Source organism: Paraglaciecola sp. 25GB23A, assembly GCF_040012495.1.
In the GTDB taxonomy this organism is placed as follows: domain Bacteria; phylum Pseudomonadota; class Gammaproteobacteria; order Enterobacterales; family Alteromonadaceae; genus Paraglaciecola.
Window position 1 is genome coordinate 14,620 of sequence record NZ_JBDYKM010000008.1, and the last position, 14,245, is coordinate 28,864.

Sequence of the window (14,245 nt, forward strand, 5' to 3'; positions counted from 1 at the left end):
GCGTATTAGCGGTTGAGATTATTACGTATCATTGCACGTAAACGTCTAGTCAGATTATCATCCATGGGGGCAAGTGCACCGTGACTCTGAGGTGGCAGATGTGCCCTTACTTGTTCGCTATCAGCAAAAATGTAATAGTCAAATAAGGCTTTCCACGCTTGTTTTTCTTTTTCTGGCCTGTCTCTGACACTCATCATCGCGTGCATCAGTACATCCATTGGACTGCCTAAATAAGGGGCCGCTGTCATCCACCAAAAATTGATCATGGCATTAAAACGGTCAAAAGCTTGAACTTCATGCCACCACATACTGGGGTAATACAAGGCATCGCCGGGCTCTAGGTCGGCTATATAAGCGTTTTCAAGTGCATTCTTCAAGCGTGGGAACCGCTCAAAATCAGGTTGACTGAGATCTGCCATAGTGACAACTTGGCCACCAGGGGTTGGACTCAAAGGTCCAGGATATAGATTACTCACCTGCTCAGGAGGAAATAAAGTAAAACGACGCTCCCCCAGCACACAACAAGCAATATTTTTGGGTTGGTCAAAATGGGCTGCGGCCACAGACTCTGTGCCTAACCAAATTTTAGCCACTGGCTGGTTATTATTAAATTCAACATGGTCAAAAGTGAGTTGGTGAGTGTCACTTAGCGCAGGAAAACCATCGTCGAGCCTGAGTGAATTAATATACAAATAATCATGAACTTCGTCAGCCAATTGGCTGCGGATCGCGGCAAATACTTCGGCTATGTTGCTACGCTCACTGCTAAAATTAAAACCCGTACAGGATTGATCATAAGCAAAACGGCTTTTGATTGCTGCAGGACCTTTGTAAACCAGCAGTGGCCGCCCACTATCATGCTGCTCTAGCTCTTGCATGACAGTATTTGCAGACTGCTGCCCCGCTTTGACCAAAGGCCAGTCTTTAACCAGACCTTTTAAAATGACCGGCTTATCCAGTAAAAACAATTCATCATAAGGTATGGATTGCGGCGTAATACCTTCGAGTACCAGAACTTTATTTGTCACCTAAATCACCTACGCTCTGTTTTTTAACGAGCTTAACACATTGCTGATTTTGCATTTTTCAGTGCGATTAACTGTTGAAAATTGCCCATTGAAGAGAGCACAAAAAACAGCAAACTCAATACGCCATATTGATGTAACTTGCTGAGGTTTTCACTGTCGAGTTGCGCCAGTTTTTGCTGATTAATCGTATAATAATGGCTGAAATTAACCTCATCTATATTACTGAGTTTGATTTGAATGGATACCGGCTCGAGTAAATCCATGTCATCAACCAAGGTGTAAAGCGTTTTATCAAACTGTAAACCCTGTTCAATGGTTTGTAGGGCTTTTTTGACATAATTAAGGTAGGGCGCTTCGCCGCCGAATTGCAGAAAAATATCTTCACCCTGCTCGGTATTAACACGGGGATCGAGCAGGTCAATACAGATAAGTGGCTCAGATTGTGCGGAGTCATCGACCGCGTTTTTTTTGTAGCCTAAACTAAAGGGGCCTCTAGCGAGCAAAGCCGGCACAAATCGGCTGGTCCAACCCTTGTTGCCAATAAACAGATTTTCATCTTTTTCAAGACCAAGAATGGCATGTAATTGGGTCTGTCCAGTATCTGGGTGTTTATAAAAAACTAAGGGAAACTCTTTATGCAGTTCGCTTATTTCGGTGCTGTGCACCAACGAGCGATTCACTGTTTGGGTTTTACTGCTTTGGGGCCGAGTATCAACCTTCAAATTTTTATGATCAACATTATTTAAGACTGTTGTCTTACTCATAGGCTTACATCACTTCACTGTTTATTTAAAAAATTGCATTGTTTTCATCTTTACCAGCTAAAAATAACTGTGCAATGAAATAAGAGTGAAACATCAATGGCCTGTTTCACTCTCGTTTAATCTCAAGGACTTGCATCCCCTTAGCCAGACTATGTGCTAAGGGGACAACGTGCTTGTTACCTAGAAGTTGTAACTAGCACTTAATACAAAGCGTCTGTCAGCTTCTTGTACAAAGAAGACATTATTATAACTACGACCATACTGACGCTGACCTTCTTCAGTCAAGTTGATAATATCCAAACTAAGGGATAAATCATCATTAACTTGGTAGTTTACGTTAATATCAAGTTGTTCAAAGGTATCAACAAAAACCGGGTTACGGTTACCAAAACCACGGTTTACCTGACTTAAGAACTTGTCACGCCAGTTGTAAGCGATTCGCGTGGAGATATTGTCTTTTTCATAGATTAACACTACGTTAGCGGTATCACTCAAACCTTCCAATGCAAATTGATCCGCACTGATAGAGCCACCAACGTCATAACCAATGTCACCATTAACAGTGGTGTAATTTAACTGGTAACCAAAACCAGTGTCACCAAAGAAATGTTGCCAAGCAAATTCATAACCATCGATTACCGCACTGTTATTGTTAACAGGCAGTGTTACTTGGAAGTTCAATTCAGGGTCGCCTGCTACTGGCAAAACATCATAGGCACTAAATACCGCATCAGCAAAACTTTGAGTATTTTCAAAATCAGCTGCTCCACCAGGGAACGCATCTGGGTTTTGCAACATCGCTGTCATGGTAAATAAGTTACGTTCGTTATTATCAAAACCTAAGTTTGCCAGCTCAACTGCCGCTTGAGCAGATAAGGTACCGGGAGAATTAGATGACGCATCCAACAAGCCAAATAATGGTGTGCTAGTTTGTGCCGTACCCACGAAGTTTTTAACGTCTTTTCTGTAATATCCAAGCGATACCATACTTGAGTCGCTGTAATACCATTCTAACGACAAATCAACGTTAGTTGACTCTAATGGATCTAACTTTGCGTTACCCGAATTACCTGTTGGCGTGCCACCTAATGCAGTAGGACGGGCAGGCGCAGATACAGTAGTCGAGTTAAACAATTGATTATATGAAGGTCGAGCCAGTGTCTTACTGAAAGAAAATCTAGCTTTAACTTCGTCGTTTACATCCAAGGTCAAATCAAGGCTAGGCAATAAGTTAGCGTAGTCATGCTTAGCAGATAAACTTTCTGAACTGGCACTGGGTTGCACCAAAAAGTCGTTATCTGATTCCCAGATTATGGCCTGAGGTACCAATTGAATAGAGGTTGAAGTGACATCAGTTTGCTCGTAGCGCAGACCGGCCACAATACTAAGTGGCATTTCACCAAGTTCATAATCTGTCTCGAACTGCACATAAGCAGACATTATGTCTTCTTCAATTGTATTGTCGTCGAAACTATTAATGGGTAGGGTTGCTAGCGTAAGGCCATAAATTGGACCAATTTGACTTAACAGTTCAACCGGATCACCACCGAATGAAACACTACCCAGGGCAATAGTGGTTGAACCTGCTGGCAATGCAATGGAATCCGCGCCTTCTACACCAGACATATCGTTGTCTTCAAATGCACAAGCAGTGCAGCTCTGCTCAAATAAACCTTCAGGAATATCGCCAGGAAAATCCACACCCCAACCACCTAATGCTTCACTGGAAGATTCACGACTTTGTCGCATTTCTGTTGACAGATAACCTACACCAAAATCTACTGTGTAGTCGTCTTTTACCCAGGTGCCGTCAAGGCGGAACTGGTCTACGTCGGTTTGTTGGTTAGACTTATCAGTTTGGGTTACTTGCGAACCCACATCAGGCTTATCAAAAATACCGTTGTTATTACCTTTGACTAAATCGTCAATAACGATGCTACCTTGAGGAATGGGGCGAGTAAAATCAACCGCTTGCCACCCAGCATTTGAACCTGCCATATTAAAACGGATCGAGTTCTGACCTAGGGGTCCATTACCACCACTTTTAGCTTGTGACGTCGCCGCATCAAAGCTGAGGTTTAATGAATCATTCACCCAATAATCAGCGTTGAAGCCAAAGGACTTTAATTCATCTTTGGTGGCTAGTGCTAGATTTTGGAAAAAGAAGTCTTTACCACCCTCGATGTCCTCAGAAAATTTAACCGGAGTAGATACAACGGGGTTACCATCAAACTCTACACTGTTGAATTGCTGTGAAAACCAAATACCATCAATCAGTGATTTAGAGTTTTGCTCATTCTTTGCGTAAGTGACATCAGCTGTTAAGGTTAAATTATCCATCGGTGCAAATTGCACCGTCAACATGGCGTTAGTACGCTCACGATTATCTTGGTTTGTACCTAAACCAATATTAGACGGAATAGCAACAATTTGTCCTACAGTCGGTGGATTGACGACTTGTACGCCAGGTGCCGTAAAAGTGTCGATATCAGTGGCTGCCCATTCGCGCAGTTGAAATTGTTCAACACTTGCATGGCGGCTGCCAGAGTCACGCTCTTGAAATGAACCAAACAATGCAACACCGAAAGTAGATTCGTCATTTACCCAATTAGTCAAACCACTTATTTCTGGGGTGATACCGTCGCCACTTTCATCTTTGACCGCTTTTACGCCTACAGATGCGCGGTTTTTGCCTGCGGCTAAGGGTTTAAGGGTATTGATATTTATCGTTGCACCTATACCACCTGAAGGAATACCGGCTTGACCGGTTTTATACACTTCGATACCACTAACACCTTCAGACGCTATATTCGAAAAATCAAACGAGCGACTTGAACCTGTTGAACCTTTGTCTTGTGGATTACCAGTAATAGTAGATACGTTAGCAGCCGGCATTTGACGGCCATTTAAGGTGATTAGGTTAAAGTTACCGCCGAAGCCACGAACGGTCACTTCAGAACCTTCACCATTAACACGATTAATTGATACACCGGTAATACGCTGCAGCGACTCGGCAAGGTTAGTATCAGGGAATTTACCCATATCTACCGCAGAAATAGCGTCAACAACACCTGATGACTGGCGTTTAATGTCCATTGACTGTGACAAACTGCCGCGTACGCCTTTGACCTGGATAACCTCAGTGTCATCTGCTGCTTCCTGCGCTATTGCAGGCATTAACACAGCGCTGCCAAGCAATAATGCGATACTCTGAGTGAGTAATGAACGATTAAATTTCTTATGTGTTTTGGTCATATTTATTTATCCTGTGTCCCGTTATGTACTTAAAAATATAAATGCTTATACGCCGTTAATTTATTGTTAACCGACCGTTAACTGCCTTTACATTAAGTCAAACGATTGATAACTATTTTTCCTCTAGTAAATATTTAATTAAAAAATAAATATTTATTTTTTATCTGTTTCAGATCTTGTTTTAAGCGCCGCAAAAAAAGACTATTAGCTCTATACATGGTCGAAATTATGAGTCTTTATATTCGATACTTAACAAAGATCAATATTGATAAAACGACTATGGAAATTTGCAGAATTAAGTTTTGCGTTGCATATTTACAATAAATCCCTCTTAATAATGTGAATGTATTGTAAACAAGATACTGCGATACATTTGCAGTGTCTGACCATGACCTTGGCGAATTTAAGTATCCTCACCATGCGCCAAACTTTAAGTTCGTCTTGTTATTTTTTTGCCGCAAACTAAAAACGCGGTGATGAAAACGAAAACGCGCTAATGAAAAATATTGATGGAGGTGCATATGCAAAAAAACCTAGATAGCGATGTGATTCAAGATCGCACTAAGCGCAGATTTATCCTTGGACTAAGCACATTGGTTGGCGCTGTAAGCGCTTCTCAGTTGCTAGGCGGTAATGCCTTATCAGTTGCTATGGCATACACCCCACAACAAAACAGCATTGCAGCACCCGGCAAATTATTCAGTCAAGCTGACATGCTGATGTTGCGCGACATCTGCGCTTTGGTGATCCCAAAAACACAGACACTTGGCGCGGCTGAAGTAGATGTGCATGGCTTTATTGATAATCAATTATTTCATTGTTTTGCGAAAGAAGAGCAATTGCAGGCTCAAGGGATTTTACTCAGTATAAACACCGAGGCCCAGCAGCGGCACAAAACCACTTTTAGCCTGTGCAGCCCAGCGCAACAATTGCTGCTATTAACCGATTTAGAGAAAACCCGCAGTGGCTTTGATGCTAGGCAACAAAGCCAATTCAAAGCGCTCAAAGCACTGGTGATCTTTGGCTATTACACCTCAGAAGTAGGGGCCACTCAAGAGCTGGCTTATCTGGCTGTTCCTGGCGGATTTAAAGGTTCAGTGCCCTATGGCACTGTCGGAAAAACATGGGCGCCTTTAGGGTTTTAATCAAGAACAGACAGCTTACAGGTTAAGAAGAGGACAGCTTAATGAGTGAAGATTTATACATCAAAGAATCGAGCCAAGTATTTGATGCTATCGTTATTGGTTCGGGTATTACCGGAGGATGGGCGGCCAAGGAGTTTTGTGAGCGCGGCTTTAAGACCTTAATGATTGAGCGCGGTCGGATTGTTGAGCATAGAAAAGACTATATCGGTGAAGGCAAGCCCACATGGGAGCAACCCACTCGTGCGGTGGTTGATAATTTGCTGGTGCAGCAACAATACAAAGTGCAGCAGGAATGTTATGCCTTCACTGACGCGACCAAACATTTTTTTGGTAATGATCGCGACTTACCTTATAACACGGCAAAAGATTCGACTTTTAGCTGGATAAGAGCCAATCAATTAGGTGGCAAGTCCCTATTGTGGCATCGGCAGTCTTATCGCTTAAGCGATCACGATTTACAAGCGAATAAACTTGATGGTTATGGTAACGACTGGCCCATTCGCTATAAAGATTTAGCCTCTTGGTATAGTTACGTTGAAATTCATGCCGGTATCAGTGGTTCAGCCGAAGGTCTAGAACAGTTGCCGGACAGTGAATATTTGCCTCCCTTTGAAATGACAGTACCTGAACTAGCAATTAAAGCGTCGATTGAAAAAAACTTTCCAGGTCGCAAGATGATCATGGGTCGTACGGCTCATCTCACCAAGCCGACTGAATTACATCTCTCTCAGGGACGAGTGCAGTGTCAGGCACGCAATGAATGTCAAAAAGGCTGCTCGTTTGGCGCCTACTTTTCAACCCAAAGCTCAACACTACCTGCGGCGGCTAAAACAGGAAACTTACATATTGCGCCAAATAGTGTGGTGCATAGTCTTATTTATGACGAGAGTAGCCAGCGCGTGAAAGGTGTCCGAGTTATCGACAACGATGATCTCAGTGAGCGTGAATATTATGGCAAGGTTATCTTTTTATGTGCTTCGACCCTTGGCAGCACCCAAATCATGCTTAACTCAAAGTCGAAAAGCTTTCCTGATGGAATCGCCAATAGTTCTGGCGTATTAGGCCATTATTTAATGGATCATAACTATAATGCGGGGGCATCGGGTGATGTTCCGGGTTACGAGGATGAATATTATCGAGGGCGACGTCCCAGTGGCATTTACGTTCCCAATTTTCAATACGAGCCGAAGCGTGCTAGTAAAAAATATTTAAGAGGTTATGCCTTCAGTGGCGGAGCTCATCGAGAGGACTGGATTGATAGAACTCACTTAGATGGTTTTGGTGAAGAGTTTAAACGTACCTTAAGCCAAGCGGGCACGTGGAAATTTGGTCTAAATGCAAATGGTGAGATGCTACCCCGTTATGAAAACCAAGTTGCGCTGCACGCCACGCTTAAAGACAAGTGGGGGATCCCTCAGCTCGACATTAATTGTCGCTGGTCTGACAATGAAAATCTGATGATGGAAGACGCTGCACTAGAAGCTGAAAAAATGCTGAAAAAGGCTGGTTTAGAGAATATTTCAAGCTATGTTACTCAGCGCCCACCCGGTATTGCCATTCATGAAGTAGGTACAGCCCGTATGGGGTCTGATCCTGCTACCTCAGTATTAAACCCCTACAATCAGTGCCACGACATCGACAATTTGTTTGTAACTGACGGTGCCAGTTTTTGTTCAAGTGCCTGGCAAAATCCTTCATTAACCTTTATGGCGCTGACTGTCAGGGCCGTTGATTATGCTGCCCGTGAAATGCAGCAGGGACGCATTTAGTTTGCGTTTAAATCCGACACTGAAAACACCAAAATCAATCTATTAATCGAGACAATAAAATGAAAAATATTAGCCGTGCTGAGCAAAGCACATGCATTGACACCGAATATAAAAGTAGCCGCCGTAACTTCGTCAAACTAAGCGCCGCGACCATGGCTCTAGCCGCTATGCCAGGCTCGATGGCCTTTGCTGCAGACGCCATGAGCAAATCAGCCAAGGTCGGTCTTCAACTATATACGCTCAGAGACATGATGGCGGTTAGTTTGCCTGCCACTCTAAAATTGGTCGCCGCCGTGGGCTATAAGGAATTAGAGTTCGCTGGCTATTTTGAGCATAAACCAAGCGAAATTAAAACCATACTCAACAACGAAGGTTTAAGCGCGCCTTCGGCCCACATCGCGCTCACCACCTTTGACAGCGGCGTAAACGCTGTCATCGATCACGCCTTAGAAGTAGGTCATGACTATATCGTTATTCCTTATTTGACCGAAGAACAACGCGGCACAGGTATCGATGTTTACAAAAAACTGGCGGCGCGCTGCAATGTCATAGGCGAAGCCTGCAATAAAGCCGGATTAAAGTTAGCCTATCATCACCATGATTTTGAATTTGAAATGCGCGACGGCCAATTGCCTTATGACGTGCTACTGAATGAAACCGACCAAGATATAATGGCCATGGAAATGGACTTGTTCTGGATGTATAAAGCCAAACAAGATCCCCTCGCCTACTTCAAACAATACCCAGGTCGCTTTAAATTATGGCACGTTAAAGATATGGACAAAACCGGTAACTTCGCCGATGTTGGGACAGGAACCATTGACTTTGCGCCTATCTTCGCCCAAGCGAAACTTTCAGGCGTTGAACACCGCTTTGTCGAACGAGATATAACCGACGACAAATTAAAAACGATTCAACAAGGCTATAAAGCTGTATCGCAGTTATTAGCCTAATAAACACATAAACGTTTTCTAAACCATTAAAAACAAAAAAGCCGTGAAAACTTAAGTTTCCCACGGTTTTTTTGCCCCCCCCCTTTTTTTTTGTAGGAGTTCCTTTAGGGACGAACAAAAATCTACCACAGATGTGGATTTTTCTACCGCAGATGTGGATTTTTCGCAGCTAATAACATCCGTTACGGCAACTCCGTTGGGAAGCAAACTCCTACAATAGCCCCCTTGTGGGAGTTCCTTTAGGGACGAACCAATCAACCGCAGATGTGGATTTACCATCAATGACGGCTTATCAATCATGGTTGATTGTTCGCAGCTGATAACATCCGTTACGGCAACTCCGTTGGGGAGCAAACTCCCACAAGGGACCAACAAATAAACCGGATTTAAATTTAAAAAAATGAAATTGAAATAGACTTGCACCCTACGCTTTGATGAACAAAGATACATGGTGATATCTAATTCGATTTGAGAGTAATGAATATGCCAGAAATTAAACTGCGTTGTGCTTGCGGACAAGTTAAGGGAACGACTGAGAATGTTAATGCCGATTCAGGTACGCGGATTGATTGCTGTTGCGTTGATTGCCAAAAATTCGCCCAACTTTTAGGCAATAAAAACCAAATACTAGACCAATATGGCGGCACCGATATTTTTCAAATTCCTCTTGCCCATGTGTCGATATATGAGGGGCATGAGCAATTAGCTTGTGTAAGATTAAGCCCAAAAGGTTTATACCGCTGGTATGCAAAATGTTGTAACACTCCCATTGGTAACACTATGAATGGCAAGATGCCTTTTATTGGTATTATTCATAACTTTATGGATAACAAAGCGACTCGCGATGCTGACCTAGGAAAATCGAGAGGCCATATACATGTTGAATCAGCCATAGCAGAAGTACCAGCAGCCTTACGAGTATCCCTATTTAAAATTACCCTCAGAGTGTTGCGAAAATTGATTATATGGAAAATAAAAGGCTTAAATAAACCCTCGGCCTTCTTTTGCCAAGACGGCAAAGTCATAGTCAAACCGAGCATTGCAGCGTTGCAAACAAATAATGCGTGAGCAATTACAAAATAAAATTATCCAGGTCTGTGACAAAAAGATCGCCGCCAAAGGCCCAAAGGTTGGATTATCCTTTTACGCATTTTTTGCCAATAAAAATGATGATCCTGAGTTGTTAATGGAAGCGGCAACGTGGTGGATACAAACCCACCGGTTAGATCATTTTGAAAAAGCGCAAAAAATTAAAGATATGTTACTGCATCATCCTGATGGAGGGTCAGTTTAAACACAATTAAGGGCTAGCAATCGACTTGCACAGCTCCTCCCATTATTCACTGCAACCCTGCAGATCAAAAAAGGGTGTTATGCATTTAGTTTGCTTTGCTGACCTTAAGATAAATACGATTATCACCAATACATGTAACGGGAAAGACTGCCTGTCTCTTGTTTGTATATAACGTCACAATAAGCACAACTCCTCCCCCATAAGGCAGATATTTTTTGCCATTTATTACCTCTTTACAGGAATGGTATCATTCAGCCATCTAACCGTATGGGTAATAACCCGAGCAACATAGGGGCTATCAGGAGCTAACGAATGATAAATGTGGTCAGCCCCACTGATGAGATATGATTCTTCTGGCGAGGCATTGGCGCTAGCAAATATCTTAGACTCTTGTGGTGTGACAAAATCATCAGTGCCACGAATAGACAGCAAAGCGCCCTGATATTTTTCTAATGGCGTAAATATATCGTATCCAAGCATACCGAGCAGATGCTGACGGGTAATGGTCAATTCAACCCATTCTTGTACCTTAGCTTCGCCTTTGTTCAATATCTCATTGACCACATCAGCAGGCATTGAGTTTAACATTTCAGCAGGATCTCCGGCACTCGACCATAATACCAAACTACTTATTTTATCTGGGTTGTTACCCGTCAAGGCCATAGCAGTGGCGCCTCCTAAACTAAAACCCACCACTGCAATCGGTGTATCTGGATATTGCTCACGCAAAAAATTAAGACCAGCTTGTGCGTCTGCAATACGAGAGCCAAAAGTACTATTCATTTTGAAATTAGTTTTTTCACGCTCACTTTCACCCCGAATATTAATACGAAGCGAAGCATAGCCCTGCTCGGCTAGTTGCTCAGCCAAACGTAGATACATGTCACCCACTTCATTCATCTGACTGGCCCAACCATGGATCATCAGAACTGCCGCTTTAGGAGCAGGGCCTTCTTTAGCAATATTACCCATGTTATGAATGGCCATTAGGTCGCTATCAATCATAATATGTTGCTCGTTGGCTAGAGCCCCAGTCGCAACAACTATGGATAAGAAAAAAATGCAGGTTCGACAGATTGGCTGGTTAATAAACATAGTGTCTCGTCTTTATGTTGATTGAATAAAAGGCTTGGATTTAGACTAAATAGTAATTGCACGATATGCCAACTTTTTTGCTGCTCAACTTCGCTTAAACAGTCATTTTTATGATTGATTAAGGGCTAATAAAAAAAGAACTACCATAAAATAGTGATACTGGGCGTACAGTGTCTCTTAATATGCGCTAAGTGATCCTGTCGCGCACAGTGCACGTTTCTATATTGGGTTAATTCGGAGTAACAAATATGAAACTGCATATTGAGTCCATTGAAGGCGGCATTTATCTAGCATCGATTTTTGAAAATGATGAGTATAAATTAGTCAGAAATAAAAGTAATGAGCCGATTTCTTTCCATTGTCTGAATGAAATTAAACAACATTTTAGCAAAACAACATTCGAGCAAGTTTGGTTAAAACAAAATACGCCCTACGATGAAATGTGTGGTTTAAGTGTCGATAACGAGAAGCTTGAGCTGCTGATTGATTGGCATTGAGCCAATAGCTAGGGACAATCATAATGTTCTAAATTAGCCAAGAATTCTGTTAACTACGGAATAAATCAATATTTAAATATTCTTTAGTTTATTTAAAGTTCGGCGATCTAAGGGCTTAATACAGAAGCTGAGCGAGGTATGCTTATAATGAAAAGTATAAAATACCTCTTCATCTTGAATTAATTAACTCGCAAATAAATGCATAATATTGATATCAGGCGTTAACCTAATGGCTTGTTGCAAAGCTTTCATTTTATTTGTTGCAGTAATTTCTAGTACTCGCTCCGAGGGCTGAGTCCCAAACAAACTGACCTGATATTTTAATGGACTGCCAGGTTTAGGTGGCTCAAACCTGCCCATTACGATTAATTGTGACGCCGAGTCTGTTGAGGAGTCATGTGCTGTAACTGGCGAAAGTAACAGGCCTTTCAGGTCAAGTTTGCCATTACCATCTGCTAATACAATCTGGTCTTTCACTGCTAGCACGATGGCTGAGCGATGAAGGTCAAATTCAGCTTTAGACAATCTACCATCGTCATTATCATCAATTCCTGCAAAGGCAGTAATTGGCAGAGACAGCACCATATAAACCCCATCCTCGGCAATATTGAGAGTGCCATGTTGTGCCACCATTACATGGGCGTAAGTAGGGTGAGTAAACAATATACTCATCAATACGAATAAAGCTAATGCAGCATAGTGATTTGTTAATTTCATTGCTTGAGTCCTTTTTATATTGAGATTACTACTGGCTGGAGAAGGCCTTATAAATCAGGATAACTCCCAGCATAAAAGGCGGGGCTATCCTGATTAAGAGTCATAATTCCAATTGATTAAGGAGGACCCGCAGCGTCTACTTCGCCTTTTACACATCGTTGAAAATAAGGATAAGTATCCGTGGCATAATAATGATAGATACCATTAGGAAATTCAGGGCTTACCCCATAGCGGCCGTTACATTCGTCTAAATCACCTGAACCCGCGACATATTGCCAATCTTGAGCAAAGGTACCCAAAGCATAAACACTGGTATCAGGGCGAGAAGCCGACACGCTAGTCACTAGCTGATAACTGCTAGTCATAGCCACTAAAGATGAAGCGGGATTATTAGCTTCGCTGTATCCATAACGGGCATAGATAGGAAAACCATCAGCTGCCCAACCAATAATAGTCATCGTCGAACTGCTACCACCTTGCTTGCTGATAAAACCTTCTGGCATACCATGGTAATGATAGGCCCCAGTGGGTTGCACATGAGCATTATTGTCATCTGTGCCAAAATCAAAACTAGTTTGACCCAAGGCTTCGATACTCCAATTACCGCTATGATTCACCAGACTACAGCTTGAGCCCGAGTCATCGCAACTTCCGGCGGTGCTAGCGTCAATCTTAACCCCGTTTAAAATATAACCAGTTGAGCCCCTTGGGCCACCTAATGTTGTAACGGTGTCTGTTTGCACAGGATCTAAGACGTAGTTTTCAGAAATCGTTTGGGCTGAAATAGTATTTGGATTGCCCGCATTGGGAAAAGTACCCACCTCGTGATCAGGAATACCGTTGGCGACAAGTATGCGGCCACCGCCAGAGCAGCTCCATTGTGCGCTACTTAAATATTGTATCGAGGCTGAATCATTAAATTCACTGTAGTCATAGTCACACAATATACCCTCTGTTGAACCCACTGTTTGTTCAACAGCACTAATCTGCACGCTGTCTATTTCGCTACTATCGGTGCCATCATCGACAACAAGTTGCAAGGTATAACTGCCAGCTATGTCGACTTCAAAGTTCGGAGAAATACTGCTTTCATCTGACAATGAAATGGCGCTGCCGTTGGGAATGTCAACAATACTCCACAGATAGCTTAGCGAGTCACCATCGGCATCGCTGCTTAGCTCACCCGAAAGACTTACCGTTTCTCCAACAAGAACTGATTGGTCGGTACCTGCGTTTGCGATAGGTGGCGTATTAGTGTCAACGCTGTTAGTTACATTAATATTGACCATATCGCTGGCGATATCACCATCATCATCTGTGACAGTAAGGTTAAAAATGAGCGTTTCATCAGCAGTGACGATCGGAGCAATAAAAGTCGCATCTAAGGTTTTTGCGTTTCCAAGGGTAACGGCCGTTCCGCTTGTTTGCAGCCATTGATAGCTAACAAGAGAGCCGTCGCTGTCACTAGCCGAACCGCTCAAAGTCACGGAGCTTTGTTCATCAACAGTCTGTTCACTCCCCGCATCCACTATCGGTGCAAGGTTGCTACTATTGCTGCTCCCACCACAAGCAGTTAGCAGTGCAGTGAGCAGAAGGGTATAAAAACTCGAACATATAAGGTTAAAATTAAAACGTCTGTGTTGCATAAGCAGATTACCTGTTGGGTGAGCGTTAACTTGGACTGCTTATAAATCTACAACTTCAAAGTGCAGAAAATGTGCAGAAAGC

Annotated in this window: 12 protein-coding genes; 6 read left to right on the top strand and 6 right to left on the bottom strand. The window is 42.7% G+C overall.

Features of this window, described 5'->3' with window-relative positions:
- Positions 1-5: 5 nt before the first annotated feature.
- From ABKW31_RS12880 to ABKW31_RS12890, 3 genes are all read right to left on the bottom strand, one after another.
- The gene (locus tag ABKW31_RS12880) at positions 6-1,028 is read right to left on the bottom strand and encodes a cupin-like domain-containing protein (protein ID WP_348616880.1); all 1,023 of its coding nucleotides are present in this window, start codon (positions 1,026-1,028) and stop codon (positions 6-8) included.
- 32 nt (positions 1,029-1,060) lie between these two features.
- On the bottom strand, positions 1,061-1,792 hold the full coding sequence (locus ABKW31_RS12885) for a SapC family protein (RefSeq protein WP_348616881.1): 732 nt from the start codon (positions 1,790-1,792) through the stop codon (positions 1,061-1,063).
- Between the two features lie 180 nt (positions 1,793-1,972).
- Positions 1,973-5,047, bottom strand: a complete 3,075-nt coding sequence (locus tag ABKW31_RS12890; RefSeq protein WP_348616883.1) for a TonB-dependent receptor — start codon at positions 5,045-5,047, stop codon at positions 1,973-1,975.
- Between the two features lie 521 nt (positions 5,048-5,568).
- On the opposite strand from ABKW31_RS12890, the gene ABKW31_RS12895 reads away from it, so the two are divergent.
- The 5 genes from ABKW31_RS12895 (at position 5,569) to ABKW31_RS12915 (ending at position 10,208) form a co-directional block, all read left to right on the top strand.
- Positions 5,569-6,192, top strand: coding sequence for a gluconate 2-dehydrogenase subunit 3 family protein (locus tag ABKW31_RS12895; protein ID WP_348616885.1), 624 nt, complete (start codon positions 5,569-5,571; stop codon positions 6,190-6,192).
- Positions 6,193-6,233: 41 nt separating this feature from the next.
- Positions 6,234-7,961 carry a GMC family oxidoreductase gene (locus tag ABKW31_RS12900; protein WP_348616887.1) on the top strand — a complete coding sequence of 576 codons (1,728 nt, stop codon included), beginning with the start codon at positions 6,234-6,236 and terminating at the stop codon, positions 7,959-7,961.
- Positions 7,962-8,020: 59 nt separating this feature from the next.
- Positions 8,021-8,914, top strand: coding sequence for a TIM barrel protein (locus ABKW31_RS12905; protein ID WP_348616889.1), 894 nt, complete (start codon positions 8,021-8,023; stop codon positions 8,912-8,914).
- Positions 8,915-9,397: 483 nt separating this feature from the next.
- Entirely contained in the window at positions 9,398-9,982 is a 585-nt protein-coding gene (locus ABKW31_RS12910; RefSeq protein WP_348616890.1) for a DUF6151 family protein, read from the top strand.
- Entirely contained in the window at positions 9,975-10,208 is a 234-nt protein-coding gene (locus ABKW31_RS12915) for a DUF6500 family protein (RefSeq protein ID WP_348616892.1), read from the top strand. The genes ABKW31_RS12910 and ABKW31_RS12915 overlap by 8 nt, the downstream gene beginning before the upstream one ends.
- A gap of 225 nt (positions 10,209-10,433) precedes the next feature.
- On the opposite strand, the gene ABKW31_RS12920 is transcribed toward ABKW31_RS12915, so the two are convergent.
- Complete coding sequence (locus ABKW31_RS12920; protein WP_348616894.1) at positions 10,434-11,303, bottom strand: alpha/beta fold hydrolase; 870 nt, start codon at positions 11,301-11,303, stop codon at positions 10,434-10,436.
- 248 nt (positions 11,304-11,551) lie between these two features.
- Here ABKW31_RS12920 and ABKW31_RS12925 point away from each other — a divergent pair, with 248 nt between their 5' ends.
- Positions 11,552-11,800 (top strand): DUF6482 family protein, encoded by a 249-nt coding sequence (locus ABKW31_RS12925; RefSeq protein ID WP_348616895.1) that lies wholly within the window; start codon positions 11,552-11,554, stop codon positions 11,798-11,800.
- Positions 11,801-11,983: 183 nt separating this feature from the next.
- Here the strand turns inward: ABKW31_RS12925 and ABKW31_RS12930 are convergent, their stop codons facing one another.
- Both ABKW31_RS12930 and ABKW31_RS12935 read right to left on the bottom strand, forming a co-directional pair.
- Complete coding sequence (locus ABKW31_RS12930) at positions 11,984-12,517, bottom strand: hypothetical protein (RefSeq protein WP_348616897.1); 534 nt, start codon at positions 12,515-12,517, stop codon at positions 11,984-11,986.
- A gap of 116 nt (positions 12,518-12,633) precedes the next feature.
- Positions 12,634-14,163 (bottom strand): YHYH protein, encoded by a 1,530-nt coding sequence (locus ABKW31_RS12935; protein ID WP_348616899.1) that lies wholly within the window; start codon positions 14,161-14,163, stop codon positions 12,634-12,636.
- Positions 14,164-14,245 lie beyond the last annotated feature (82 nt).